The 24,530-nt window shown below is 71.4% G+C and carries 21 protein-coding genes; 7 read left to right on the plus strand and 14 right to left on the minus strand.

Going from position 1 to position 24,530, the window contains the following annotated elements; genetic code table 11:
* The gene (locus tag ACFO6V_RS12585; RefSeq protein ID WP_377135810.1) at positions 1–1,485 is read left to right on the plus strand and encodes an arabinan endo-1,5-alpha-L-arabinosidase; all 1,485 of its coding nucleotides are present in this window, start codon (positions 1–3) and stop codon (positions 1,483–1,485) included.
* On the plus strand, positions 1,482–2,168 hold the full coding sequence (locus ACFO6V_RS12590; RefSeq protein ID WP_377135813.1) for a DUF624 domain-containing protein: 687 nt from the start codon (positions 1,482–1,484) through the stop codon (positions 2,166–2,168). Before ACFO6V_RS12585 ends, ACFO6V_RS12590 begins: the two co-directional genes overlap by 4 nt.
* Here ACFO6V_RS12590 and ACFO6V_RS12595 read toward each other — a convergent pair.
* A complete protein-coding gene (locus ACFO6V_RS12595) occupies positions 2,146–3,231 on the minus strand; it encodes a LacI family DNA-binding transcriptional regulator (RefSeq protein ID WP_377135815.1) in 1,086 nt (361 codons plus the stop codon). The two genes, ACFO6V_RS12590 and ACFO6V_RS12595, sit on opposite strands and share 23 nt — an antisense overlap.
* A 110-nt stretch (positions 3,232–3,341) precedes the next feature.
* On the opposite strand from ACFO6V_RS12595, the gene ACFO6V_RS12600 reads away from it, so the two are divergent.
* Complete coding sequence (locus ACFO6V_RS12600) at positions 3,342–4,412, plus strand: arabinan endo-1,5-alpha-L-arabinosidase (RefSeq protein ID WP_377135817.1); 1,071 nt, start codon at positions 3,342–3,344, stop codon at positions 4,410–4,412.
* Between the two features lie 68 nt (positions 4,413–4,480).
* Here ACFO6V_RS12600 and araA read toward each other — a convergent pair whose 3' ends face one another.
* From araA to ACFO6V_RS12655, 11 genes are all read right to left on the minus strand, one after another.
* Positions 4,481–5,995: an L-arabinose isomerase gene (gene araA, locus ACFO6V_RS12605; RefSeq protein WP_377135819.1), complete on the minus strand. Its 1,515-nt coding sequence runs from the start codon at positions 5,993–5,995 to the stop codon at positions 4,481–4,483.
* Complete coding sequence (locus tag ACFO6V_RS12610; protein WP_377135821.1) at positions 5,992–6,762, minus strand: L-ribulose-5-phosphate 4-epimerase; 771 nt, start codon at positions 6,760–6,762, stop codon at positions 5,992–5,994. Before ACFO6V_RS12610 ends, araA begins: the two co-directional genes overlap by 4 nt.
* Positions 6,759–8,426 carry a xylulokinase gene (locus ACFO6V_RS12615; RefSeq protein ID WP_377135823.1) on the minus strand — a complete coding sequence of 556 codons (1,668 nt, stop codon included), beginning with the start codon at positions 8,424–8,426 and terminating at the stop codon, positions 6,759–6,761. Before ACFO6V_RS12615 ends, ACFO6V_RS12610 begins: the two co-directional genes overlap by 4 nt.
* 231 nt (positions 8,427–8,657) lie before the next feature.
* Positions 8,658–10,061, minus strand: a complete 1,404-nt coding sequence (locus tag ACFO6V_RS12620) for an RICIN domain-containing protein (protein WP_377135825.1) — start codon at positions 10,059–10,061, stop codon at positions 8,658–8,660.
* A gap of 139 nt (positions 10,062–10,200) precedes the next feature.
* Positions 10,201–11,547 (minus strand): ABC transporter substrate-binding protein, encoded by a 1,347-nt coding sequence (locus ACFO6V_RS12625; protein WP_377135827.1) that lies wholly within the window; start codon positions 11,545–11,547, stop codon positions 10,201–10,203.
* Between the two features lie 58 nt (positions 11,548–11,605).
* Positions 11,606–12,469, minus strand: coding sequence for a carbohydrate ABC transporter permease (locus tag ACFO6V_RS12630; protein WP_377135829.1), 864 nt, complete (start codon positions 12,467–12,469; stop codon positions 11,606–11,608).
* Positions 12,469–13,326 carry a carbohydrate ABC transporter permease gene (locus ACFO6V_RS12635; RefSeq protein WP_377135831.1) on the minus strand — a complete coding sequence of 286 codons (858 nt, stop codon included), beginning with the start codon at positions 13,324–13,326 and terminating at the stop codon, positions 12,469–12,471. The genes ACFO6V_RS12630 and ACFO6V_RS12635 overlap by 1 nt, the downstream gene beginning before the upstream one ends.
* A 303-nt stretch (positions 13,327–13,629) precedes the next feature.
* Positions 13,630–14,631 (minus strand): LacI family DNA-binding transcriptional regulator, encoded by a 1,002-nt coding sequence (locus tag ACFO6V_RS12640; RefSeq protein ID WP_377136604.1) that lies wholly within the window; start codon positions 14,629–14,631, stop codon positions 13,630–13,632.
* 46 nt (positions 14,632–14,677) lie between these two features.
* Entirely contained in the window at positions 14,678–15,481 is an 804-nt protein-coding gene (proC, locus tag ACFO6V_RS12645) for a pyrroline-5-carboxylate reductase (RefSeq protein ID WP_377135833.1), read from the minus strand.
* Between the two features lie 22 nt (positions 15,482–15,503).
* Positions 15,504–16,157, minus strand: a complete 654-nt coding sequence (locus tag ACFO6V_RS12650; RefSeq protein ID WP_377135835.1) for a hypothetical protein — start codon at positions 16,155–16,157, stop codon at positions 15,504–15,506.
* 115 nt (positions 16,158–16,272) lie between these two features.
* On the minus strand, positions 16,273–17,232 hold the full coding sequence (locus ACFO6V_RS12655; RefSeq protein ID WP_377135837.1) for a phosphatase PAP2 family protein: 960 nt from the start codon (positions 17,230–17,232) through the stop codon (positions 16,273–16,275).
* A 124-nt stretch (positions 17,233–17,356) separates the two neighbouring features.
* On the opposite strand from ACFO6V_RS12655, the gene radA reads away from it, so the two are divergent.
* On the plus strand, positions 17,357–18,862 hold the full coding sequence (gene radA, locus ACFO6V_RS12660; RefSeq protein WP_377135839.1) for a DNA repair protein RadA: 1,506 nt from the start codon (positions 17,357–17,359) through the stop codon (positions 18,860–18,862).
* A gap of 59 nt (positions 18,863–18,921) precedes the next feature.
* A complete protein-coding gene (gene disA, locus ACFO6V_RS12665) occupies positions 18,922–19,998 on the plus strand; it encodes a DNA integrity scanning diadenylate cyclase DisA (protein ID WP_357452367.1) in 1,077 nt (358 codons plus the stop codon).
* Positions 19,999–20,054: 56 nt separating this feature from the next.
* Here the strand turns inward: disA and ACFO6V_RS12670 are convergent, their stop codons facing one another.
* Positions 20,055–20,840 (minus strand): hypothetical protein, encoded by a 786-nt coding sequence (locus ACFO6V_RS12670; RefSeq protein WP_377135841.1) that lies wholly within the window; start codon positions 20,838–20,840, stop codon positions 20,055–20,057.
* Positions 20,841–21,030: 190 nt separating this feature from the next.
* Here ACFO6V_RS12670 and ACFO6V_RS12675 point away from each other — a divergent pair, with 190 nt between their 5' ends.
* On the plus strand, positions 21,031–21,927 hold the full coding sequence (locus ACFO6V_RS12675) for an HhH-GPD family protein (protein ID WP_377135843.1): 897 nt from the start codon (positions 21,031–21,033) through the stop codon (positions 21,925–21,927).
* A gap of 65 nt (positions 21,928–21,992) precedes the next feature.
* Here ACFO6V_RS12675 and ACFO6V_RS12680 read toward each other — a convergent pair whose 3' ends face one another.
* Entirely contained in the window at positions 21,993–22,526 is a 534-nt protein-coding gene (locus ACFO6V_RS12680) for an amino-acid N-acetyltransferase (protein WP_377135845.1), read from the minus strand.
* Between the two features lie 195 nt (positions 22,527–22,721).
* Between ACFO6V_RS12680 and ACFO6V_RS12685 the strand changes: the two genes are divergently transcribed.
* The gene (locus ACFO6V_RS12685) at positions 22,722–24,467 is read left to right on the plus strand and encodes a glycerol-3-phosphate dehydrogenase/oxidase (protein ID WP_377135848.1); all 1,746 of its coding nucleotides are present in this window, start codon (positions 22,722–22,724) and stop codon (positions 24,465–24,467) included.
* Positions 24,468–24,530: the final 63 nt, after the last annotated feature.

A 24,530-nucleotide genomic window follows, 5' to 3' on the forward strand; every position in this document is an offset into this window, starting at 1 on the left:
GTGACCACCTCCACCTGGGGCGGCCGGCACGTCCACGACCCCACGGTCGTCCGGGACGACGACGGCACGTACTGGATGTTCTCCACGGACGCCCGGTCGGACGGTCCCGTCCGGGCCGGCGTCCAGGTGCGCACCTCGCGCGACCTGGTGCGCTGGGACTTGCACGGCTGGGCGCTCGACGGCGTTCCCGGACCGGCCGCCGACTGGTCCCGCGCCGGGGGCCTGTGGGCGCCCGAGGTCGTCCGCTCGGGCGAGCCGGGCCCCGCCGAGTGGCGCATGTACTACTCGGCGTCGACGTTCGGGTCGCGCCGGTCGGCGATCGGGCTCGCGACCGCGCCGCACCCGTCCGGTCCGTGGACCGACCGCGGGATGGTCGTCGCGAGCGACCACGTGGCCACCCGGGCCGGGTTCAGGCACCCCAACGCGATCGACGCGAACCTCGTCGTCGAGCGTCCGGGCATCGGTCAGCCGGGCATCGGTCAGCCGGGCATCGGTCAGCCGGGCATCAAGCAGAGCGGCGGCCGCCAGTGGCTGGTCTACGGCTCGTTCTTCGGCGGCATCTACGCGCTGCCCGTCGACCCCGCCACCGGCTTCGTCGTCGACGCACCCGCGCCCGGTGCGCTGCGCAGTGCGCCGGGAACGCTGCTGGCCCGCCGCCCCCGGCTCGCCGACGGCGCCGTCGAGGGCGCGTTCGTCCTCCCCCGGCCGGACGGCGGCTGGGCGCTCCTGGTCTCGTACGACTCGCTGGCCGGGACGTACCACCTGCGGGCCGCCGTCGGCGACGACGTCACCGGACCGTTCCGCGACCGGGGCGGGCGGGCGATGACCGCCGGCGCCGCCGGCACCGCGGTCACGCGCGCTGCAGAGCGAGCGGGCGCGGGCGCCGGCGAGGGCGCGGCGTCCGGCGTCGACCCGTGGCAGGTCGGGGTACCGCTCCTGGCGAGCCACCGGCTGGCCGGCGGCCCGGGGCTCCTGGCGCCGGGGCACGCGTCGGTCCTCACCGAACCCGGGCGTCAGCTCCTGGTCCACCACGTGCGCGACGCCGACGCCCCGACCGAGCACCGCGTCCAGCTACGCCGGCTGGTGTGGACCCACGACGGCTGGCCACTGGTCTCCCCGCAGCCCTGGGCGGGACCGGACCGGGAGAACGACGACACCGCCACCTGGCCGGCCTCCCCCGCGGTGTTCGGCGGCACCTGGGAGGTGCTCGACGTCGGCGCCGCGACCGCCAAGGTGGTCGACGGCCGCACCGGCGCGCTGGACGAGGTGCTGGACGGTGCGCTCACCGGCGTGGGCCGGGCGCGTCCGCTCGGCGCGGGACGGTTCACCTGGGGACACCCTGGCGGCGCGCCGACCTCCGCCCCGCGATGGACGGCCGTCGTCTTCCCCGGCTGGGACGCCGTCCGCGGCCGTGCCACCCTGTGCCTGACAGCGACGGACGACGCCGGTCGGGTAGTGACCGGCACGAGGGTGGACGACAGGTGAGCGAGCTCAGGCCGGACAAGCCGGCGCGCGACACGTCCGCCGTGGACGAGATCGGCTGGACCGGCGGCGTCATGCGGGTGCTCCGGCGGGTCACGCGCCTGGTCGAGGTCAACGTGCTGGTCCTGCTCGGCGCGCTCGCTGGGGGCGTCGTACTGGGGCTGTGGCCCGCGGTCCGGGCGGCCGGCGTGCTGCTGCTCGACGGCGATCCTGCCGAGTCCCCCTGGCGGCCCTTCTGGCGGGAGTGGCTTGCGGGCTGGCGCCGCGCCAACGTGCTAGGCGCTCCGCTGACGATCGGGGGCGCGGCCCTGCTGCTCGACCTCGCCGTGCTCGGGCAGCTGGACGGCCCCGGCCGTGCGGCGCTGCAGCTGGGGCTCATCCTGGTGGGTGCCTGGGGCGCGGTGGTGCTCGCCTACTGGCCCAGGGTGGTGCTGCGTTACGACCGGTCCGCCCTCGACACCTGGCGTTTCCTGCTGCTGAGCCCGGCGCTCGGCCCCGGCACCGCAGTGGGTGCGGTGGTGGTGCTCGGCGTGTGCGGCCTCGTCGCGTACGTGGTCCCCCTGCTCGGGCTGCTCGCCGGGATCGCGGTGCCGCTGTGGCTCACCGGGCTGATGGTCGACGAGCGGCTGAACCGCATGGACGAGATCAGCCGGCCGGACGACGTCAGGCGACCGTCAGCGGGCTGACCGCTATGTCCTCCACCCGACCTGGTCGCACGGCCACCGTCGTCTCGCCGTCGCCCTGTGCGTCGCCTGTCGACTCCCTGCCGACGATCCGCGCGTCAGGCACCGTGCGCCGGAACGGCGCGACACTTCCGGTGATCCGCTCGACCAGCAGGCCGACGGCGGTGCGCGCGATCTCGTCGCGGCCCGGGTCCACCGACGAGATGGTGGGCACCGAGTAGCGGACGTCGTCCACGTCGTCGAACCCGATGAGCGCGATGTCGCCGGGGATGTCGATCCGCCGCTCGTGCAGCGCGTGCAGGGCGCCGAGCGCCATCGCGTCGTTCAGGGCGAACACCGCGTCGATGGTCGTCCCGGAGTCGAGCAGCCGGCCCATCGTCTCGGCGCCGGTCGAGCGGTGCCAGAGACCCGCCTCGCCCACGAGCGCCGGGTCGAACGGGATCCCGGCATCGGCGAGCGCCCGCTCGTAGCCCGCCAGCCGCAGCGCCGCCGAGCCGATGACCTCGCCCGCGTGCGCGCCGACGACGGCGATACGCCGTCGGCCCGATGCGATGAGGTGTGCGGTGGCGGCCCGGGCGCCCTCCACGTTGTTCATGGTCACGTGGTCGGCACGCGCACCGAAGACCCGTTCGCCGAGGACGACGAGCGGGAAGTCGACGTCGAAGTGGTCGAGGTCGTCGGGGCCGAGCGCGAGGGGCGAGAAGATCACGCCGTCGCCGCGGTGGCGGCGGTTCCCCGTGAGCACCTCGAGCTCCCGCTCACGCTCGGCGCCGGTCTGCTCGATGAGCACCGACCAGCCGCGCTCGTCGGCGGCGCGGATCACCGAGTCGGCGAGCTCGGCGAAGTAAGGCAGCGACAGCTCCGGCACGTTGAGCGTGATCATGCCTGTACGCCGGGTGCGCAGGTCGCGGGCCGAGGTGTTCATCCGGTAGCCGAGGTGGTCGATCGCCTCCTCGACGCGCCGGCGGGTCGAGTCGCGGATGTGCGGGTATCCGTTGACCACGTTCGAGACGGTCTTGACGGAGACGCCGGCACGCTGCGCGACGTCCTGCATCCTCACCGGCATCGGTGCGCGGCCTTTCGACGATGGTGCTCGGAGCGAGTGTTCCTCTACACTCTACATCGTTGTAGAAGTGAAGTTGTAGCAGCAGGATCCGACCAAACCGGAGGACAAAGATGTCACTACGCAGACCACTCGCGGCGCTCGGCGCGCTCGCGTTCATGACGGCCATCGCGATAGGCGCTCCGGCGTCCGGTGCGGTGGCCGGAGCACCGGGTGGTGCGCCCGGAGGCAAGCCCGGCGAGATCGCCGTCGTCGGCGACACCTCGCCGATCCACGACCCCGCTCTCACCGTCGACGACGACGGCACCTGGTGGGTGTACTCGACCGGCCTGCTGAACCGCGAGAACGGCGGGACCGTGCAGATGTGGTCGTCGCACGACCGCGGCACCACCTGGGCCTACGAGGGCACCGTCTGGGACGAGATCCCGGCCTGGATCGACGAGCACTTCTCGGACGGCGCCCTGCCGGACAACCTCTGGGCGCCTGAGGTCTACCAGCACGACGGCACGTACTACCTGTACTACTCGGCGTCCCGCTTCGGCACCAACAACTCGGTCACGGCGCTCGCCACGAACACGACCCTCGACCCGGACGACCCCGACTACGAGTGGGTGGACCAGGGACCCGTCATCACCTCCCCGGCCCCGATCGAGGACGGCAAGGAGTTCAACGCGATCGACGCGGGCATCGTCACCGGCACGGACGGCACGCCGTACATGGCGATCGGCTCGCACTGGTACGGCATCTTCCTGGTCGAGATCTCCTGGCCCAGCGGCAAGCCCGTGGCCGGCGCCCTGGAGAACGCCGTCCACCTGGTCGACCGGTTCGCGCCGGGCAACCGGGTCGAGGCCCCGTACATCCAGAAGCGGGGCGGCTGGTACTACCTGTACGTCTCGTTCGACGCCTGCTGCGCCGGGGCAGACAGTACCTACAAGGTGGTCGTCGGGCGCTCCCGCGACGTGACCGGCCCGTACCTCGACAAGGAGGGCCGCGACATGGTCGGCGGCGGGGGCACGGTGCTCCTGGAGTCGAGCGGTCCGAGGGTCGGCCCGGGCGGCCAGTCGGTGCACGACGGCGTCCTCGCCTACCACTACTACGACGGCGCCAACGAGGAGATCCCGTACTTCCCGACGCTCGGCCTGCACCGCCTGGGCTGGAAGGCCGGCTGGCCGGTGGTCGGCTGAACCTCGTTGAGTGCTGGCTATTTGTTGTCCCAGACGGCTCCGGACAACAAATAGCCAGCACTCAACGGTCAGAGGCCCTGGGCCACGCGGTAGTAGACCTGGTTCCAGCGGACCTGGTCGGCGAAGCCGCGACGCGTCGTGTCCTCGTCGATGACGAGCAGCTCGGTGCGCGCGATGTTCGCGAAGACCTCGAACGCCTCGATGCCCGCGGCGGTCGACATGACCGTGTGGTGCGCGCCGCCCGCCGTCAGCCACGACTCGGCCGAGACCTCGAACGACGGCCGCGGCTTCCACATCGCGCGGGCGACCGGCAGGTTCGGCAGGTCGTGCGGCGGGGTGACGACGTCCACCACGTTGGCGGTCAGGCGGAACCGGTCCCGCATGTCCGCGAGCGAGACGACGACGGCGCCCTCGACGGCGTCGGCCGAGAAGACCATCCGGACCGGGTCCTCCTTGCCGCCGATGCCGAGCGGGTGGACCTCGATGCGCGGCGTCGCGGTGGTCAGCGACGGGCAGACCTCGAGCATGTGCGCGCCGAGGATGAGCTCGGAACCGGGGGTGAGGTCGTACGTGTAGTCCTCCATGAGGCTCGCGCCCCCGGGGAGGCCCAGCCCCATCACCTTGGCGGCCCGGACGAGCACCGCCGTCTTCCAGTCACCCTCGGCGCCGAAGCCGTAGCCCTTCTCCATGAGGCGCTGCACCGCGAGCCCGGGGAGCTGGCGCAGCGCGCCCAGGTCCTCGAAGTTGGTGGTGAACGCCTTGGCGCCGGCAGCCTCCAGGAAGCCCTCCAGCGCGATCTCCTGGCGTGCGGCGTAGCGCAGGGAGTCGTGCCGCTCGGCGCCGGCCCGGAGCTCGGGGGCGACGTCGTACTTCTCCTCGTACTCGGCCACGACCTTGTCGATGGCGGCCTCCTCGACGGCGTCCACCGCCGCGACCAGCTCGTTCACGCCGTGCGTGTTCACCGAGACACCGAACCGCAGCTCGGCCTCGGTCTTGTCACCCTCGGTGACGGCGACGTTGCGCATGTTGTCGCCGAAGCGCACCAGCTTGAGCTCGTGCGTCGCCGCCCAGCCGGCCGCGCCGCGCACCCAGGTGCCCACCCGGCGCGTGACGGCCGGGTTGGAGACGTGCCCCACCACCGTGGTGCGCGCGACGCCGAGCCGCGTGGCGATGTACGCGTACTCGCGGTCGCCGTGCGCTGCCTGGTTGAGGTTCATGAAGTCCATGTCGATGTCGTCCCAGGGGAGCTCGACATTGGCCTGCGTGTGCAGGTGCAGCAGCGGCTTGCGCAGCGTGTCCAGGCCGGCGATCCACATCTTCGCGGGGCTGAACGTGTGCATCCACGTGACGACGCCGAGAACGTTGTCGTCGCCGTTCGCGTCCAGCATGGCGCGGCGGATCGCCACCGAGTCCTTCAGGACCGGCTTCCACACCACCTTGACCGGCACGTCCGACGACGCGTCCAGCGCCCGGGCCACCTCCTGCGACTGCTCGGCGACCTGGGCGAGGGTCTCCTCGCCGTAGAGGTCCTGGCTCCCGGTGAGGAACCAGACCTCACGGTCCGCATAGGGCTTGGTGCTCATGCCTGTCCTTCCGTGTTCTTGGTGTCGGCCGCAGTAGTGCCCGACGGCGTCGTCGCGGGCTGGCCGTAAACGTTCTGGTAACGGTCGTAGAGAGAGTCGATGTGCTGCTGCTCCATCGGGACGGGCTCGCCGAGCTGGCGGGAGATGTGCACCGTACGGGCGACCTCCTCGACCATCACGGCGGCCTTCACCGCCGCCTTGGCGTCGCGACCGATCGTGAACGGCCCGTGGTTGCGCATCAGGACGGCGGGGCTGCGGTGGCCGCTGAGCGTCTCGACGATGCCCCGCCCGATCGAGTCGTCGCCGATGATCGCGAACGGGCCGATCGGCACGGGGCCGCCGAACTCGTCGGCCATCATCGTGAGCACGCAGGGCACCTCCTCGCCGCGCGCGGCCCAGGCCGTCGCGTACGTGGAGTGCGTGTGCACGACGCCGCCCACCTCGGCCATGTGCTGGTACACGTAGGCGTGCGCGGCGGTGTCCGACGACGGCGACCGCGTCCCGTCCACGAGGTTGCCGTCGAGGTCGCACACGACCATGCCGGCGGGGGTGAGGTCGTCGTAGGAGACGCCGGAGGGCTTGATGACGAACAGGTCGGCGCTGCCGTCCGGCACGTCGGGGTTCGGCACGCGCTGCGACACGTTGCCCGCGGTCCAGACCACGAGGTCCCAGCGCGGCAGCTCGGCGTGCAGGTCGGAGACGACCACGCGGACGCGCGCCACCTCCTCCTGGACTGCCTGCGAGTAGTCGGTCAGTGCCTTGCTCATCGGTCGCTCTCCTGCGTCGTGTCTCGGGTCCGGAGCGTCTCGACGGCGGCGCGCTCGATCGCGAGGCCCGCGCTGTACCGCTCCAGGTAGGCGGAGAAGCCCGCCACGTCACCGGCGTCCGGCTCGACGACGTCGAGCGCGGCGTCCGCGAACACCTCGGCGCCGAGGTAGGCGCCCAGGCTCTGCTCGGGGGCGGCCGCGCCGTGCGCGGACGCCCGATAGGCGGCGAGCACCGCGATGCCCCAGGCGCCGCCCTCGCCCGCCGTCCGGCCGACGGCCACCGGCGCACCGAGCGCGGCGGCCAGCAGACGCTGGGCCACACCCTCGGTCCGGAACAGGCCGCCGTGCGCGAACATGGAGTCCAGCCCCACCTGCTCCTCGGCCAGCACCCGCATGCCGAGGCTCAGGGTGCCGAACACGCTGTAGACCTGCGTGCGCGCGAAGTTGCCGAGAGTGAGCCGGCTGTCGGGCGTGCGCGTGAACAGCGGGCGGCCGGCCTCGAGGCCCGTGATGGGCTCGCCGGACAGGTAGTTGTAGGCGAGCAGGCCGCCGCCGTCGGCGTCGCCGTCCAGGGCGGACCGGAGCAGCGCGCCGAACACGGCGTCCGGGGCGGCAGGCTGCCCGAGAGCCGTGGCGAACTGGCCGAACAGCTCGGCCCAGGCGCCGAGCTCGCTGGCCCCGTTGTTGCAGTGCACCATCGCGACGAGGTCGCCGGCCGGCGTGGTGACCAGGTCCAGCTCCTCGTGCACGCTCTCCAGCGGCTTCTCCAGGACGACCATCGCGAAGATGCTGGTCCCGGCGCTCACGTTGCCGGTGCGGGGCGCCACGGAGTTGGTGGCGACCATGCCGGTCCCGGCATCGCCCTCGGGCGGGCACAGCGGGATCCCGGGGCGCAGCGTTCCGGTGGGGTCCAGCAGCGCGGCGCCCTCAGCGGTCAGCGCGCCGGCGTCGGCGCCGGCGGGGAGGGCGCGCGGCAGCAGGTCCGTGATGCCCAGGCCCGAACCACGGTCGCCCACCAGCTCGTCGAGCTGGGCCAGCATCCGCTGGTCGTAGTCCTTCGTCGCCGGGTCGATCGGGAACATGCCGGAGGCGTCGCCGACGCCGAGCACCTGCTGCCCGGTCAGGCGCCAGTGCACGTAGCCGGCCAGGGTGGTGAAGTGCCGCACCTGCGCGACGTGCGGCTCGTCGTCGAGGATCGCCTGGTACAGGTGGGCGACCGACCAGCGCAGGGGGATGTTGTAGCCGAAGAGGCCGGTCAGCTCGGTAGCGGCGCGTTCGGTGCTCGTGTTGCGCCAGGTGCGGAACGGCACGAGCAGCTCGTCGGCCTCGTCGAACGCGAGATAGCCGTGCATCATCGCCGAGACGCCCAGCGCGCCGACGGTGGTGAGCCGCACGCCGTACTGCCGCTCGACGTCCGACAACAGCGCTGTCACCGACTCCTGCAGACCCGACCACACGGCGTCCAGCGAGTAGGTCCAGACGCCGTCGACGAGCTGGTTCTCCCAGTCGTGGCTGCCGCTCGCGAGCGGCGCGTTGTCCGGTCCGACGAGGCATGCCTTGATCCTGGTGGAGCCGAGCTCGATGCCGAGAGCGGTGCGCCCCTGCTCTATCGCCTCCCGGAGGCCGGCGAGCCGTTCCACTCCTTCGTCCTGCCGCTCCACCATCGTGGGCCGCTCCGTCCTGCCCGCATCGTCGCGTGGCGTCGTTCGTGTAGCCGTCGGTCGGCCGTCACGGCAATCCGTGGCCTGACCGTCTACGGCGATGTTAGCGCTCACACGATACGTTACGACAGCCGGGTAAGGACAGGTCCGTCTTGAGAACGACGTGGGGCGCCGAACCGTGCCCGGTTCGGCGCCCCACGTCATCTCGGAGCGGGCTTCAGGGCCGGTGTGCCGTCAGCCGCGGGTCCACTGCTGGTTGTTCGCACCGTTGCAGGTGTACGTGATCAGTGCCGCACCGTTCGCGGTCGAACCGCCGTTGACGTCCAGGCACTCGCCGGTCGCGCGGGACCGGATCGTCACATAGCTGCCCGACGCCGCGACCACCGACCACTGCTGGTTCGTCCCCGTGCCGCAGCCCTGCTGGGTCACCGTCGCGGCGTTCTCCTGCACGCACAGCGCGCTGTGCCGGGCCACGAGGTTGTAGTAGCCGCTGCCCGCACTCCGGAACCAGAAGCGCTGGTTGCCGCCGCTGTTGCAGTCGTACTGCTTGATCTCGGCACCTGCGGCGTACGACTGGCTCGTCACGTCGGCGCACTTGCCGGAGTGCCGCGCGGTGAGCGACTCGAACGGCCCGCCCTGCCCGGTGATCGTGCCCGCCGCGGCGTCTATCGAGAGCTCCGGGAAATAGCTGAACGACATGGAGGTCGACGTCGGGAACGTGATCGGCGCCCACACGTACCGGGAGCCGTTGACGTTGGTGCCTATCGAGTTGCCCCAGCGGTCGCCCATGTACAGGTACGACGTGCCGGACGTGCCCTGCACCGGCAGGACGAACGTGGTCTGCGAGCCGTACGCGGTGGCGTCACCGGCGTTCTGCATCGCCGACCAGCCGGACGCGAGGTTGCTGGTCGTCGCGTACTTCTGCTGGTTCGGGTTCCAGCCCGTGGCGCCGGAGGTCAGCATGAAGTAGGTGCTGCCCCGCTTGAACAGTGCGGGCGCCTCGCGGTGACCGCCCGGCCACGGGTTGGCGACCAGGCTGGCCACGTCCGTGTAGTCGCTGGTCAGGCGGTAGATGTGCAGGTCATAGTTCTCGTTCGCGGCCGAGTACATGTAGCCGTCGCCGTTCGTGTCGACGAAGACGCCGATGTCCCTGGACATGTGCCCGAGCGGCCGGAAGCTGCGCTGGTAGGTGTAGTTGCCGTCCACGGTGTCGCTCACGGCGACCGCTGCCCGGGCCTCCGAGTAGTCGGTGCCGTTCTCCTTGTGCATCCACATCACGAACTTGCCCGTGGCCTGGTTGTACATCACCTTGGGCCGCTCGATGTTGGCCATGCCGAGCTCCGGGTGGCTCGCCTCGGTGAGCACGTGGTTGCGGAACTCCCAGTGGACGAGGTCCGTCGACCGGTAGGCGGAGACGTACCGGAACGTGTTGTCCGCGTTCCGGTTCTCGCCGAACCAGTAGTAGTACTGACCGACCTTGACGACACCGCCGCCGTGGGCGTGCAGCGGGTTGCCCGACGTGTCGGTGAACTGGGTCGCGTTGACGACCGTCTCGGGCTGGGCCTGGGCGGAGACCGCGCCTACTGCGGTCGCCAGTACGCAGGCCAGGGCAGCGAGGGCAGCATAAAGACGCCTCACGGGTACCACACTCCTTCATCGCAGTGCAGGGATCGGGGGTAGTGCAGGGCGGTGCGGTGGTGCGGTCTCGCAGAGCGGGGATCCCGTTGCCCGGGATCCCCGCTCGCTCAGAACTTCGGTGTGGCCGACGCCGGTGGCGTCAGCCGTTGACCGTGAATCCCTGCCCGGTGCCGTAGGAGACGTTCTCCTCCTGCCAGGCGGCAAGTCCGTCCAGGAGCGACGACTTGTCGAGCCAGGCCTGGCCGACCGTGTCCGCGAAGATGCTGTTCGCGTACGACTGCCACGGCAGGTACTGCCAGCCCTCGTTGACGTCGGCCGCGCCGGCGCCGAGCACCTCGTTGATCTTCTGTCCGCCGAAGTACTCGGACTCGAAGCCCAGGAACTCCTCGGACTCGAGGTGCTCGACGGTCGCCGGGAAGCCGCCGGTCTCCATGAAGGCCTTGATCGACTCGTCGCTCGAGTTGAGCCACTTCAGGAACCCTGCCGCGAGCAGCTTGTTCTCCGACGCCTCCGGGACGGACTCCGTGCTGCCGCCGTTCTCGGCGTTGGTCGGGGTCCCGTCGTACGTCGGCATCGGCGCCACACGCCACTTGCCCTTGCCGTCGGGCACGCCGTCCTCGAGGATGCCGGGCATCCAGGCGCCGAGCGCGACCGACGCGATGGTGCCGTCGCCCAGCGCCTGGTACCACTCGTCGCTCCAGCCGGGCAGCTGGCAGATCAGCTCGTCGTCGATGAGCGGCTGGTACATCTCGGCGAACCGGGTGGTGCCCTCGTCGGCAAGGTCGATGGTGACGTTCTCGCCGTCGTTCTGGAACGGGGTACCGCCGGCCTGCCAGATCATGCTCGTCGTGAAGCCCGGGTCACCCGAGTCGTTCGCGAGGCACTTGTCCGGGTCGTGCTCCTTGATGGCCCGCGCGACCTCGATGTACTCGTCCCAGGTGGTGGGGACCTCGACGCCGGCCTCGTCGAACACCTCCTGGTTGTAGAAGAACGCCATGGGGCCGGAGTCCTGCGGCAGGCCCCAGATCCCGCCGTTCTGCGACACCGAACCCCAGGTGGATGCCGTGTACAGGCTCTCCAGCTCGCCGAACCCGTACTCGGTGAGGTCGGTGAGCTGGCCCGGAAGCTGGAACTGCGGGATGGACTGGTACTCGATCTGCACCACGTCCGGCACGCCCTTGTCCGCGGCGAGCGTGTTCTGCAGCTTGGTGTTGGCATCGCCGGCGCCCACGGTGTCGACGAGTGTCACGTCGACGTTCGGGTACGCCTTCTCGAACTCCTCGATCTGCTTCTCGGCCTGCGGCGTCCACGTCCAGTAGGTGATGCTGCCGCCCTCCTGGAGCGCGGCCTCGATCTCCTCGGCGCTGGCGCCCTCGCTCCCGCCACCACCGCCGCCTTCCTCCCCGCCCGAGCAGGCGGTGAGAGAAGCGGCCAGCAGGGTGGCCAGGGCGCCGAGCGCGACACGTCGGTTGCGGGTGATGGTCATGGTCTTCCTTCTTCCACGTCGTCGTAGTTCAGGTCTTTCGATGTTTCCGGCACATCGGTCATGCCTTCACGCCGCCCGCGCTCAAGCCCGACTGCCAGTACCGCTGGAGCACCAGGAACACGATCACGATCGGCACGATCGTCAGGAACGAACCCGTGATGACCAGGTTGAACACCGGCTGGGCACCGATGCCCGACGCGTCCGCCAGCCACTGGTACAGGCCGAGCGTCAGGGGGTACAGATCCGGGTCGTTGAGCATGATCAGGGGCAGGAAGTAGTTGTTCCAGGTGGCGACGATCGCGAACAGCGCCACCGTCACGATGCCCGGCGCGAGCAGCCGGAGCGAGATCGTGAAGAAGGTGCGCCACTCGCCCGCGCCGTCCATCCGTGCCGCCTCCAGGATCTCCGTGGGCACCGCCTCCGCGGCGAACACCCACATGAGGTAGAGGCCGAACGGCGAGACCAGCGAGGGCAGGATGATCGCCCACATGGTGTTGGTGAGGCCCCACTGGCTGAACAGCAGGAACGTGGGCACGGCGAGGGCCGTGCCGGGCACCGCGATCGACCCGAGGATCGTCGCGAACACCGCGTTGCGGCCGCGGAACCGGTACTTGGCCAGGCCGTATCCGGCCGCCGTCGCGAGGACCGTGGCGCCACCGGCGCCGACGACCACGTAGATCAGCGTGTTGCCGAACCACTTGAGGAACACGCCGTCGTCGTGGGTCACGACCTGCTGCAGGTTGTCGAACAGCGCGAACGGACCCGAGAACCAGAGGCCGAACGAGCTGAGCAGCTCGGGCTGCGTCTTGGTGATGCTGAAGAGCATCCACGCCAGCGGCAGCACCGAGTAGACGAGCAGCACCCCCAGCAGGACCGTCAGCGTGACCGACTTGCGCGGCCGAAGGTAGGAGTATCCGGCCATCACGCGTCCCTCCGCGTCCCACGAAGCTGCACGATGTACGCGATGATGGCCGTCACGAGGCCCATCACGATCGCGACGGTTGCCGCGTAGCTCACCTGGTTGCCCTCGAAGCTCAGGTTGTACGCGTAGATGTTTGGCGTGTAGTACGACGAGATCAGCGCCGGCTCGATCTGCTTGAGGATGGTCGGCTCGTTGAAGAGCTGGAAGCTACCCAGGATCGAGAAGATCGTCGCGATGACCAGCGCCCCTCGGACGGCGGGCAGCTTGATCGACTGCACGATGCGGAACTGGCCCGCGCCGTCGATTGCGGCGGCCTCGTAGACCTCGGTGGGCACCGTCTTGAGCGCCGCGTACAGGATCAGCATGTTGTAGCCCACGAACTCCCACGTCACGATGTTGCCGATCGCCGTAAGGATCCACTGCTTCGTGTACGGGTCGATGAGGGCGAAGCCCACCAGGTTGTTGAGGCTCCCGGTGAGGCCGAGGCGGTCGTCGTACATGAAGCCCCACATCAGCACCGCGACGACGCCGGGTACCGCGTACGGCAGGAACAGCGCGACCCGGAAGATCTCCTTGCCGTGCAGGCGGCCGCTGTCGATCGCGAGCGCGGCGATCAGCGAGAGCGCCAGCATGATCGGGACCTGGACCAGGAGGAACAGCCCGACTCGGCCGGCGCCGTCCCAGAGCTTGGGGTCGGAGAACGCCGTCACGTAGTTGTCGAGCCCCGCGAAGGTCGTACCGCCCATGAGCTGGTTGCGAAACAGGCTCAGGTACAGGGAGTAGACCAGCGGGGTCACGATCATCAGCGCGAACACGACAAGGAACGGCGCGACGAAGCTCCAGCCTGCCGCGGACACGCGGAGGCTCGGGGAACGACGGCGGCCTAGCAGAGGTTGGCGGCGATCTGGCACCAATGGGCGGCTGCCTGGCACGGGCGGCACCCCTTTCCCCGGACAGCAGCGTCCGGACTCACCTGGACGTCAATGTCCTTGGCACGCGTCGGGCAACAGCGTTGCTCCACGACGGAATGTGAACGTAAACATCCTCGTGCGCGGTGACTCTGCCACTGCGCTGCGGACGTGTCAACGCCTCACTCAGCGGTGGGCCGACGACGTTGCGCAACCGCAACTTTGGGGTCCGACCCAAACGTTTTCGGCCGTTTAGGCGCGTGGAGCCGCTGCGCTCCTGCGCACGACGAGCTCGGGCGCGATCAGCTCTGCCGCGGGCTTGCCGCCGTCCATCGCGGCGAGGAGCAGCGCGACGCTCCGCCGGCCCAGGTCGACGAACGGCTGGCGCACGGTGGTCAGCGGCGGGATGAAGTGGCCGGAGCCGTCGACGTCGTCGAAGCCCACCACCGAGACGTCGTCGGGCACGGAGACGCCGCACTCCCAGAACGCCCGCAGCAGGCCGAGGGCGAGCTGGTCGTTGGCGGCGAAGACCGCCGTCGGGCCGGTCCCTGCCTTGACCCGCTGCGCCAGGTCCAGACCCACCATGTAACCGCGGTCCGCGCTCCAGCCCGCGATCACGGGCTCGGGCACCGGCAGGCCGTGCTCGGTCAGGACGGCCCGCCAGGCCTCCTCGCGCTCGACGGCGTCCAGCCAGTCCGGCGGACCCGCGACGTGCAGGATGCGCGTGTGCCCCAGCTCGATCAGGTGCTCGACGGCGAGCCGGGCCCCGGCGCGCTGGTCCACCGCCAGCGGGATCGTCGGCACGTCCGGATCCAGCTCTCGGGCGGCGATGAGGACCACCGGCACGGGCGCCCGGAACGACTCCACCGCGTCAGCCACGTCGGTGTGCGGCGCGATGACGACGATGCCCTCGACCGCCTGGTCCATGAAGTGCTCCATGGCGTTGTGCATGGTCGCGGCGTCGTACCGGCGCAGCGTCGCGACGCTGACGTACCAGCCCTGCTCGCGTGCGGCCTCCTCGACCGCGATCAGCGTGCTCGACGGGCCGAACAGCGGGGACCCGGTGGTCACCACGCCGACGGTGTCCGAGCGCGCGGTGACCAGGGCCCGCGCCGCGCTGTTGCGGCGGTATCCGAGCTCGGCGATCGCCGCCAGCACCTTCTCCCGCGTCGCCGGGCGCACGCTCCGGTGCCCGTTGAGCACACGGGAAACGGTCTGGTGGGACACGCCGGCCAGGGCTGCGACGTCGGCCATTGCGGGTGGCCGCGTCATCGCGGGTCGAGAGATGGTCACGGGAGGATCATCCACCCAGCTCGCGGGCGCGGTCACGCGCGGCGGTCGCCGCGGTCAGGAACGAGGCGCGCACACCGCCGTCGTCCAGGGCGCGCAGGGCCGCCGCCGTGGTGCCACCCGGCGAGGTGACCTTCTCCCGCAGGAGCACCGGATGTTCACCCGACTCGTCCATCAGGCGGGACGCGCCGAGCAGGGTCTGGACCGCGAGGCGACGGGCGACGTCACGCGTCAGGCCCAGCAGGACGCCGGCCTCGGCGAGGGCGTCGGCGACGTAGAAGACGTACGCGGGGCCGGATCCCGAGATGGCCGAGACGGCGTCGAGGTCCTTCTCCGCAGCACGCACCACGGCGCCCGTGCCGGCGAACAGGTGCTCCACCGCCTGCAGATCGGCCTCCGTCGCGGCGGCGCCGGGCGCGATCGCCGTGATGCCCGCACCGATCGCAGCGGGCGTGTTGGGCACCGTCCGCACGACCGCGGTGCCCGCAGGCAGCCGCTGCTCGTAGAACGCCGCCGGGTGGCCGGCCGCGACCGTGACCACCACGGCGCCGGGCTCGATCCCGCGCGCTATCTCGTCGAGCAGGGCACCGACGTCCTTCGGCTTCACACCCACGAGCACGAGACCCGCACCCCGCACCGCCGCCACGTTGTCACTGGTGGTGGCGACCTGGTAGGTCTCGCGCAGGTGCTGGGCCTTGGCCTCGGTACGCACGGTGGCCACGACGTCGGCCGGCGCCCAGCCCGCCGACAGCGCACCCGCGAGCACCGCCTCACCCATGTTTCCCGCCCCGAGCACTGCAAGTCGCTGGTTCACGAGGCCATTCTCCCCTGCGCGCTCACAGCGGGAACGCCGCGTAGAAGTCCTCCATCATGTCGGCCGGACCGGACGCCCGCATGACTGCCGTCCCGTTCTGCCAGACGACGACGGCCTTACCACCCTTGGCCGGCACGATCGCGTACTGCCCGACCACCTTCTTGCCGACCTTCACGTCGCCCTCGCTCTCGGCTTCGCCGGCCGACCTGGTCCAGGCGGCGGCTGCGGTGGCCGCCTCGTCCTCCGTCGCCCACTGGCCCGCCAGCAGCGCCACCTCGATCGTGTCGCCGTCGGCGTACTCGGCGTTCCAGGCCTCGAGCGCGCCCTCGCCCTTGGGCTCCTTCGCCTCGGTGAGCGCGCCGAGCGCGAGCTGGAGCACTGCGGACGGGAGCGCCTTCTGGAAGGCGGTCTCCTCACCGCTGCGCTCCATCGCCTTGACCGTGGGCGTCGGTACGGCGGCGGTGACCGTCACCGTGGGAACCGGCTGCGGCGTCGCCTCGCCGCGCCAGAATCCCGGCCACACGAAGCCGGCGACGAGCACCAGGAAGAGCGCGATGACGAGGAGCCCCACCACCACCACGAACCGACGCCTGCGGTACACGGCGGGCGACGCCTTCCTCGCGGCCACCGACGCGGTCGCGCCGGTGCGCGGTGAGTTCACGCGCTGGTCGGTCATGTCCTTGCTCCCCCGTGCTCTGTCCACCGGGTGCGTCACGGTGGCTCAGCCGAAACCTTATGTCGGGGCACTGACATTCGGGCGGAGGCACGCCCGGTGTTGGACGACCGTCCGGTCAGGCCCGACGGCTCCCTGCCGCCGTCCGGCACACCCAGAGCAGCACGGCGAACCCGAAGGCCGAGATCGCGCTCACCGCAAGCAGTCCCCCGAGGTAGGCGGTCAGGCCGTCGTCCCACGGAGCCGCCGCCCAGACGCGGCCCTCGGTCGCCGCAGCCGCCAGGACGGAGAGCACCGCAGTCGGCACGGCCACGGTCCCGAGGAGCGTGATCACCAGCAGCGCCGCGCCGTCGCCGTCCCCGGCCGGAGAGACGTCTTCCGGGCCTGCCCACCCGGCCGGTGCGAAGGCGCACACCAGCGCGGTCCACGCCACGACCACGAGCACCGCCGCGACGACGTCGGACGGGCGGTGCCAGCGGTCGGCGATCGTCGCAAGGCTCATGGCGCAGGTCGCGGCGGCACCGGCGAGCGCGGTCGCCGGCCGCCAGCTGCGCGGGACGACCAGCAGGAGCGCCGCCCAGGCCGCCGCCACCACCGTGACGTGGCCGCTCGGCAGGGTGTTGATGTCCCGGTTCCACTCGCCGACGAGTCCCGTGCGGTGGAACACCCCGTCCTTGATCACCTGGGTGGTCAGGTTCGATCCCAGGACCACGACGGCGGCCAGGATCGCGGCCGTCAGTCTCCGGCGCAGCAGGCCGATCCCGCACGCCACCAGGAACCCGGTCACGAGCCATGGCGGCGAGCCGAGGAGCAGCACCGGCTCCACCAGGTGGTTGACGACGTCCTGGAACCGGTCGGCCGTGACGAAGACCCGCTCCTCGACACGCTGTCCGGGCCACGTGGTGACCATCGCCCACCAGACGAGCCAGATGCCCAGCGCGGCCGCGAGGGTCACCGTCAGACCTGCCGGGCGGGCCGGGCGGGCCTGGCGGGCCGTCGGACGGCCCGGGGACGCGGAGTCGTGGGGGCCGGTGCGCGGTCCGTCGTGGCGCGCCAAGCGCCCTTCGGAGGTCGGCATGGTCGAAAAATACCTGAATCCGGACGTCATCACTGTCAGTATCGCCGCCGGCGGTGTCGCCGCCGGAATCGCCCTCGGCGTCCCTGCCGCATCACTGTCAGTGACGGCACGTACGGTGGCGCACGTGACCTCATCGACCTCCAAGCGGGCACGGCCCGCGTACCGCTGCACCGAGTGCGGCTGGACCACCGTCAAGTGGGTCGGCCGCTGCGGGGAGTGCCAGGCGTGGGGCACCGTGAGCGATGACGGACCGGCGCCGTCCGGGCCGCGCACGGCCGCCGTGTCGCCCGCCCGCGAGCCCGCCCGGCCCATCGCGGAGATCGACGTGGAGTCGGCACGCGCCAACCCGACCGGCATCGGGGAGTTCGACCGGGTGCTCGGCGGCGGGCTGGTCCCGGGCGCGGTGATCCTGCTCGCGGGTGAACCGGGTGTGGGCAAGTCGACCCTGCTGCTCGACGTCGCGAGCAACGTGGCCGACGGCGTCCTCGGACCCAACGGGTTCGAGTCGCCCCGCACCGTGCTGTACGTGACGGGTGAGGAGTCCGCCGGCCAGGTCCGGCTGCGGGCCGAGCGAATCGGTGCGCTGTCACCCACGCTGCTGCTCGCCGCGGAGACCGACCTCGGGACGGTGCTCGGCCACCTCGAGGTGAACCAGCCGGACATGCTCATCGTCGACTCGGTGCAGACCATCGCGTCCGGGCAGGTGGACGGCGCGCCGGGAGGCGTGTCGCAGGTGCGGGAGGTCGCCGCCGCGCTGATCGCCGTGGCGAAGGACCGGCAGATGCCCACGATCCTCGTCGGCCACGTGACCAAGGACGGCTCCGTCGCCGGCCCGCGCACGCTCGAGCACCTGGTCGACGTGGTGTGCCAGTTCGAGGGCGACCGGCACTCGCGCCTGCGCATGATCCGCGCCGTGAAGAACCGGTACGGCCCGACCGACGAGGTGGGCTGCTTCGACCTCTCGGAGAACGGGATCGTCGGCCTGCCCGACCCGTCCGGGCTGTTCCTATCACATGCGGGATCAGGGGTCGCCGGATCCTGCATCACGGTCACGCTGGAAGGGCGCCGCCCGCTCGCCGTCGAGGTGCAGGGGCTCGTGGCGCCGAGCCCGCTGAGCAACCCGCGGCGCGCGACGAGCGGCGTCGACTCCAGCCGGCTCGCCATGATCCTCGCCGTGCTCCAGCGTCACGGCGGCCTGCGTCTGGCCGACCAGGACGTCTATGCCTCGACGGTGGGCGGTGCCCGGATCACCGAGCCTGCCTCGGACCTCGCGGCCGCGCTGGCGCTCGTGTCCGCACGCGACGGCCTGCCGCTGCCGGGTGCCACGGTGGCCATCGGAGAGGTCGGCCTGGCGGGCGACCTGCGCCCGGTCGTGGGGCTGGACCGCCGGCTGGGCGAGGCCGCGCGCCTGGGCTTCGCGCACGCCGTCGTGCCGCACGGGACCGGGGTCAAGGTGCCCGAAGGACTCCAGCTGGTCGAGGCCTCGCACATCCGCGATGTCGTGGAGTGGGCCCGGTCGGCGGGCGGGTCCGCGGGCAAGCCGGCGGGCGAGTCGGCGGCCAAGTCACCGAGCGGGTCGGGGGGCAAGCCGACGGGCGGCAGATCACTCCGTGCCGTGGACGATGATTGACCGCTTCGTGAAACGAACTGCTTGTGACCCAGCGCACAGCGTAGGATTTCTTCGTGGCCATGACCTCCTCGCACCCTGACGAGCTGCTCCGGGAGACCTTGGCCGCTGTCGCGCCCGGGACCGAACTCCGCGACGGGCTCGAGCGCATCCTGCGCGGCCGGACCGGCGCGCTCATCGTTCTGGGCCTCGATCCGACGGTCGAACAGATCTGCTCGGGCGGCTTCGCGCTCGACGTCGACTTCTCCGCCACGCGCCTGCGTGAGCTGTCCAAGATGGACGGCGCGGTGGTGCTCGACCGGGCTGCCACCCGCATCCGGAAGGCCGCGGTGCAGCTGCTGCCCGACCCGACCATCGAGACCACGGAGTCCGGCACGCGGCACCGCACCGCCGAACGGGTCGCCAAGCAGACCGGCTTTCCGATCATCTCCGTGAGCCAGTCCATGCGGATCGTCGCCCTCTACGTGGGCGGGCAGCGGCACGTGCTGGAGGACTCGGACACGATCCTCGGCCGCGCCAACCAGGCCCTCGCGACGCTCGAGCGGTACCGCGCCCGTCTCGACGAGGTGTCGGGCACGCTGTCCGCGCTGGAGATCGAGGACCTGGTCACCGTGCGCGACGTCTGCTCGGTCGTGCAGCGCCTCGAGATGGTCGGCCGAATCTCCGACGAGATCGCGGGCTACGTCATCGAGCTCGGCGTGGACGGCCGCCTCCTGGCACTGCAGCTCGACGAGCTGATCGGCGACGTCGGCTCGGACCGCGAGTTCGTGATCCGCGACTACGTGCTGGGCCGCAAGGACCGCACGCTCGCCGACGTGCAGGCCGAGCTCTCCGCGCTCACGTCGCAGCAGCTGCTCGACATGGGTCAGATCGGCCGGATCCTGGACCTGCCCGGCGGCGGGGACGCGCTCGACGCCGCAGTCGCACCACACGGCTACCGGCTCCTGTCCAAGGTGCCGCGCCTGCCGAACACCACGATCGAGCTGCTCGTCGGCCACTTCAGCAGCCTGCAGAAGCTCCTCGCCGCCAGCGTGGACGACCTCATGTCGGTCGACGGTGTCGGCGAGCAGCGCGCCCGGACCATCCGCGAGGGCCTGTCCCGGCTCGCGGAGTCCAGCATCCTCGAACGGTACGTCTGACCGCACCCGTTGGTCGAACTGCACCCGTTGGTCGAGCTCGACCAACGGTGGCGGCGTCAGGGCTTCTTGTCGGCGTCACCGCTCGGGTCGGGCGACGCGCTCGGATCGGGCGACGCGCTCGGGTCGGCCGAGGCCTTCCCGGAGGAGCTGGCGGACGGGCTGCCCGACGGCGACGGCGACCTGCTCGGCTCCGGCACCGTGTACGTGAGCTGGACGACCTCGCTGGCCGCACCCTCGGCGCCCGCGAGCGTGACCTGCGCCGTGTACTGACCGGCGGACAGCTTGGGCTGACCCGGCTCGCAGCCGGGCACCGACCGGGAGTCCGACCAGCTCACATCGGTGACGTCGACGTCACCGGGTCCGAGGAGGAGCAGCCGCTCCTCCTCGCTGGCGCAGTCGGCCGACGACCACGCGCGCTCCGCCGTCGGCTCGCCCACCTCACCCTCGTAGACGGTGACGGCGAGGTTGTGCCGGGAGGCGTCGACCAGGCACTGCACCTCTCCCTCGTTCCTCAGCGAGACCGTGAACCCGACTCGCACGCCGGGTGTGACGGTGGTGCGGTCCGCCGCGAGGCCCATGTCGAGATCCTCGGGTGCGCACGGCTCCGCCGCGGCGTTCGGGTCCACGGGGGCCGGCGGGTTCTCCTTGGCCGAGACGATCGGCGCTTCGGACCGGGGCCACGTGACAGCAGCGCCGACACCACCGACCACCAGGACGGCCAGCACCGCGATCACGCGGCCGAGCCGCGGGCGTCTGGTGGCGGGCGCCCGTTCCCCATGCCCCTGGGTCCGCTCGGCTCGCTCCGGCGCACTGACCACCTGCTGAACCTCTCGCTGAGTCATGTAGAAACGGTCTGACGTGCGGTGACACCCCGCAGCCACAAACTACGGCGTCGTGCACCGGCTCCGTGGCAGCCGCGCCGTCGAGTCGGTCACGTGTCCTACTTCACGGGCTTTGTGTGGTCCCGTGGGAGCGCCGCGCCGGCAGCTCCCGGCTTCGGCAGGGCGCAGCGGTGCGGCAGGATGAGACACCGTGACAGCACGGGAAGCGACACGGCGTACCGAGGTGCGCACCGGCGTCGTGCAGTGGTTCGACGGCGCCGCGCGCGAGCTGCCCTGGCGCGCACCCGACCGGACGCCGTGGGGGGTGCTCGTCAGCGAGGTGATGCTCCAGCAGACCCCCGTCGTGCGCGTGGAACCCGCCTGGCGCGCGTGGCTGGAGCAGTGGCCCACGCCCGCGGACCTGGCGGAGGCGCCGACCGCCGACGTGCTGCGCGCCTGGGGCCGGCTCGGCTACCCGCGCCGCGCGCTGCGGCTGCAGGAGTGCGCCAAGGCGATCGTCGAACGACACGACGGCGTAGTACCGCGGACCGAGGAGGAGCTGCGCGCTCTGCCCGGCGTCGGCGAGTACACGGCCGCCGCGGTCCTGGCGTTCGCCTACGGGAAGCGCTCGGTCGTGGTGGACACGAACGTACGCCGGGTGCTCGCGCGGGCGGTCGGCGGGACCGCCCTGCCCGCACCGTCGTACACGGCGGCCGAACGTGCCCTGGCGACCGCGCTCGCACCGTCCGGCGACACGGAGGCTGCCCGCTGGGCCGCTGCGTCGATGGAGCTGGGTGCGCTGGTCTGCACCGCGAAGGCGCCGAAGTGCGGCGCGTGCCCGGTCGCGGGGCTCTGCGCGTGGCGGCGCGCGGGCTCACCGCCGGACGCGCACGCCGACCGGCGTCGTACCCAGGCCTGGGCGGGTACCGACCGGCAGGCGCGCGGCCGGGTCATGGCCGAGCTCCGGCAGGCGGCCGAGCCCGTGGACCGGGCCCTTCTCGCGAGCCTGTGGCACGACCCGCTGCAGCTCGACCGCGCGATCGCCGGCCTGATCGAGGACGGCCTGGCGGAACAGGACGAGGCCAACCGCCTCCATCTGCCGAAGTAGAGCGTGCGTCCGGACGCACGCTCTACTTCGGCGAAGCGATGTGGGTCTGCATGGGGGGGGTGCGGTCAGAGTTCCAGGAGCATGCGGGAGTTGCCCAGGGTGTTGGGCTTCACGCGGGCCAGGTCGAGGAACTCGGCCACGCCCTCGTCGTACGAGCGCAGCAGCTCGGCGTACACCTCGGGCGTGACGGGCGTGCCGTCGATCTCCCGGAACCCGTGCGCGGCGAAGAAGTCGACCTCGAACGTCAGGCAGAACACGCGGCGCAGGCCCAGCGCTCGTGCCCGCTCGATCAGGGCCTCGAGCAGCGCGTGCCCCACCCGGCGGCCCCGCCAGTCGCGGTGCACGGCCAGCGTGCGCACCTCGGCGAGGTCGTCCCACATCACGTGGAGCGCCCCGCAGCCGACGGCGGCGTCGCCCACGGCACCGGCCGGGTCGGTCGCCACCAGGAACTCCTGGACCGCCTCGTAGTACCCCACCATCTCGTACGGCCGGAGGATGCGCTCCTGGCTGAGCGGCTCGACGAGATCGCGGATGGTGCGCACGTCGGCGGGAAGGGCGGGTCGGATCACGGGCGCGGTCCGCGACTCGGATGTCGTCACGCCGACACACTACGGCCGGAGCCGCGGGCCGCGCCCGGAGCCCCCACCAGGCGGGCATACCAGCCCACGACCTAGGCGGGCAGACCAGACGAATCGAAGGGCGAATCGGAATGTGAGCAAGAGAACCTCCCAACACACCCCACTTCACAGGGCAAAGGTGTTGCCAAGTGACGGAATGCGTGGTGAGTTTGGCGCATGGCATCCACACGGCTGACCGCAGACGCGAGAACACAGGCGCTGGCCGCACTGGAAGCCAGCGTGAGTCCCTCGGCCGAGCTCGACGTCCTGGTGATCGGGGGCGGCGTCACCGGCGCCGGAATCGCGCTGGACGCCGTCACGCGCGGGTTGTCCACCGCCGTGGTCGAGGCACAGGACTGGGCGCAGGGCACCTCCAGCCGCAGCAGCAAGCTGGTCCACGGCGGGCTGCGCTACCTGCAGATGCTCGACTTCGAGCTGGTCCACGAGGCCCTCACCGAGCGCGACCTCCTCCTCCGGGACCTCGCACCGCACCTGGTGCGACCGGTCCCGTTCCTGTATCCGCTGGAGCACCGCGTCTGGGAGCGCGCCTACGTGGGCGCCGGCATCCTGATGTACGACGTGCTCGCGACGCTCACGCCGGGCCGCCGCCCGATGCCGTTCCACCGGCACCTGAGCAAGAACCAGATGGAGGCCAAGTTCCCGGACCTGGCGCACGACGCCGCAGTGGGCGCCGTCCAGTACTGGGACGCCTCGGTCGACGACGCCCGCCTCGTCGCGACCCTGATCCGCACCGCGGCGAGCTACGGCGCGCACGCCGCGAGCCGCACCCAGGTCGTGAGCCTGACGCAGGGCGCGACCGGCGCGGTGAACGGCGCGGTGGTCGTGGACCTGGAGACGGGCAAGGAGATCACCGTCCGGGCCCGGTCGGTCATCAACGCGACAGGCGTGTGGACCGAGGAGACCGAGGCCCTCGCGGGCTCCGAGGGCGGGCTCCGGGTGCTCGCCAGCAAGGGCGTGCACATCGTCGTCCCGCGGGAACGCATCCGCGGCAACGCCGGGCTGATCCTGCAGACGGAGAAGTCCGTGCTGTTCGTCATCCCGTGGAGCCGGTACTGGATCATCGGGACCACCGACACCCCGTGGAGCCTCGACCCGACTCACCCCGTGGCTACGAGCGCCGACATCGACTACGTACTCGACCATGCCAACGCCGTGCTGGCCCACCCCCTGACCAGGGAAGACATCATCGGCACCTATGCGGGCCTGCGCCCGCTGCTCCAGCCGGGCACCAAGGCCGGCACGAGCAGCGCGAAGGTCAGCCGGGAGCACACGGTCGCGTCGCCGACGCCCGGCCTCACCGTGATCGCCGGCGGCAAGCTGACGACCTACCGGATCATGGCCAAGGACGCCGTCGACTTCGCGATCGGGCAGCGCTCCGCCGCGCTCCCCTCGATCACGCACCAGATCCCGCTCACGGGCGCCGTCGGGCTGCGCGCCGTGCAGCGGCAGGCGCGCACGTGGGGCAAGCGGTTCGGCTGGACTCCCCCGCTGCTCGACCACCTGCTGCACCGGTACGGCGCGAATCTCGCCGAGATCGTCGAGCTGTGCGACGCCGACCCCACGCTCGCCGCACCGCTCGAGCACGCCCCGGCCTATCTCCGCGCCGAGGCCCACTACGCCGTCAGCCATGAGGGCGCCCTCCACCTGGAGGACGTGCTGGCGCACCGCACGCGACTCGTCTACGAGATCGTGGACCGGGGCACGGAGGCGGCCGCGGAGGTCGCGTCCGTCGTCGCGCCACTGCTCGGCTGGGACGCATCCGACGAGGAGCGGGAGGTCCGCGCGTGGCAGGCGCGGATCGAGGCAGAACGCCATGCCGAGGAATCACCCGACGACGAGGCTGCCGAACAGGCACGCCTGGCCACCCCTGACGTGGCTGCCATGCAGCCGCTCCGAAACTAAGGATCCCAGGACACCACTACCAGATTGCCGACGGGCTACCGCAGAGGCACCGCCGGGTTCACC

The organism is Promicromonospora alba (genome assembly GCF_042654905.1).
Taxonomy (GTDB): domain Bacteria; phylum Actinomycetota; class Actinomycetes; order Actinomycetales; family Cellulomonadaceae; genus Promicromonospora; species Promicromonospora alba.

Bases quoted from the DNA above. Each gene is read 5' to 3' on its own strand.
- ACFO6V_RS12600 (WP_377135817.1), top strand. From the start codon at position 3,342: ATGTCACTACGCAGACCACTCGCGGCGCTCGGCGCGCTCGCGTTCATG.
- ACFO6V_RS12615 (WP_377135823.1), bottom strand. From the start codon at position 8,426: ATGGTGGAGCGGCAGGACGAAGGAGTGGAACGGCTCGCCGGCCTCCGG.
- ACFO6V_RS12640 (WP_377136604.1), bottom strand. From the start codon at position 14,631: ATGGCCGACGTCGCAGCCCTGGCCGGCGTGTCCCACCAGACCGTTTCC.
- ACFO6V_RS12625 (WP_377135827.1), bottom strand. From the start codon at position 11,547: ATGACCATCACCCGCAACCGACGTGTCGCGCTCGGCGCCCTGGCCACC.
- ACFO6V_RS12655 (WP_377135837.1), bottom strand. From the start codon at position 17,232: ATGCCGACCTCCGAAGGGCGCTTGGCGCGCCACGACGGACCGCGCACC.
- ACFO6V_RS12595 (WP_377135815.1), bottom strand. From the start codon at position 3,231: ATGCCGGTGAGGATGCAGGACGTCGCGCAGCGTGCCGGCGTCTCCGTC.
- ACFO6V_RS12650 (WP_377135835.1), bottom strand. From the start codon at position 16,157: ATGACCGACCAGCGCGTGAACTCACCGCGCACCGGCGCGACCGCGTCG.
- ACFO6V_RS12610 (WP_377135821.1), bottom strand. From the start codon at position 6,762: ATGAGCAAGGCACTGACCGACTACTCGCAGGCAGTCCAGGAGGAGGTG.
- ACFO6V_RS12685 (WP_377135848.1), top strand. From the start codon at position 22,722: ATGGCATCCACACGGCTGACCGCAGACGCGAGAACACAGGCGCTGGCC.
- ACFO6V_RS12670 (WP_377135841.1), bottom strand. From the start codon at position 20,840: ATGACTCAGCGAGAGGTTCAGCAGGTGGTCAGTGCGCCGGAGCGAGCC.
- araA (WP_377135819.1), bottom strand. From the start codon at position 5,995: ATGAGCACCAAGCCCTATGCGGACCGTGAGGTCTGGTTCCTCACCGGG.
- disA (WP_357452367.1), top strand. From the start codon at position 18,922: ATGACCTCCTCGCACCCTGACGAGCTGCTCCGGGAGACCTTGGCCGCT.
- ACFO6V_RS12630 (WP_377135829.1), bottom strand. From the start codon at position 12,469: ATGGCCGGATACTCCTACCTTCGGCCGCGCAAGTCGGTCACGCTGACG.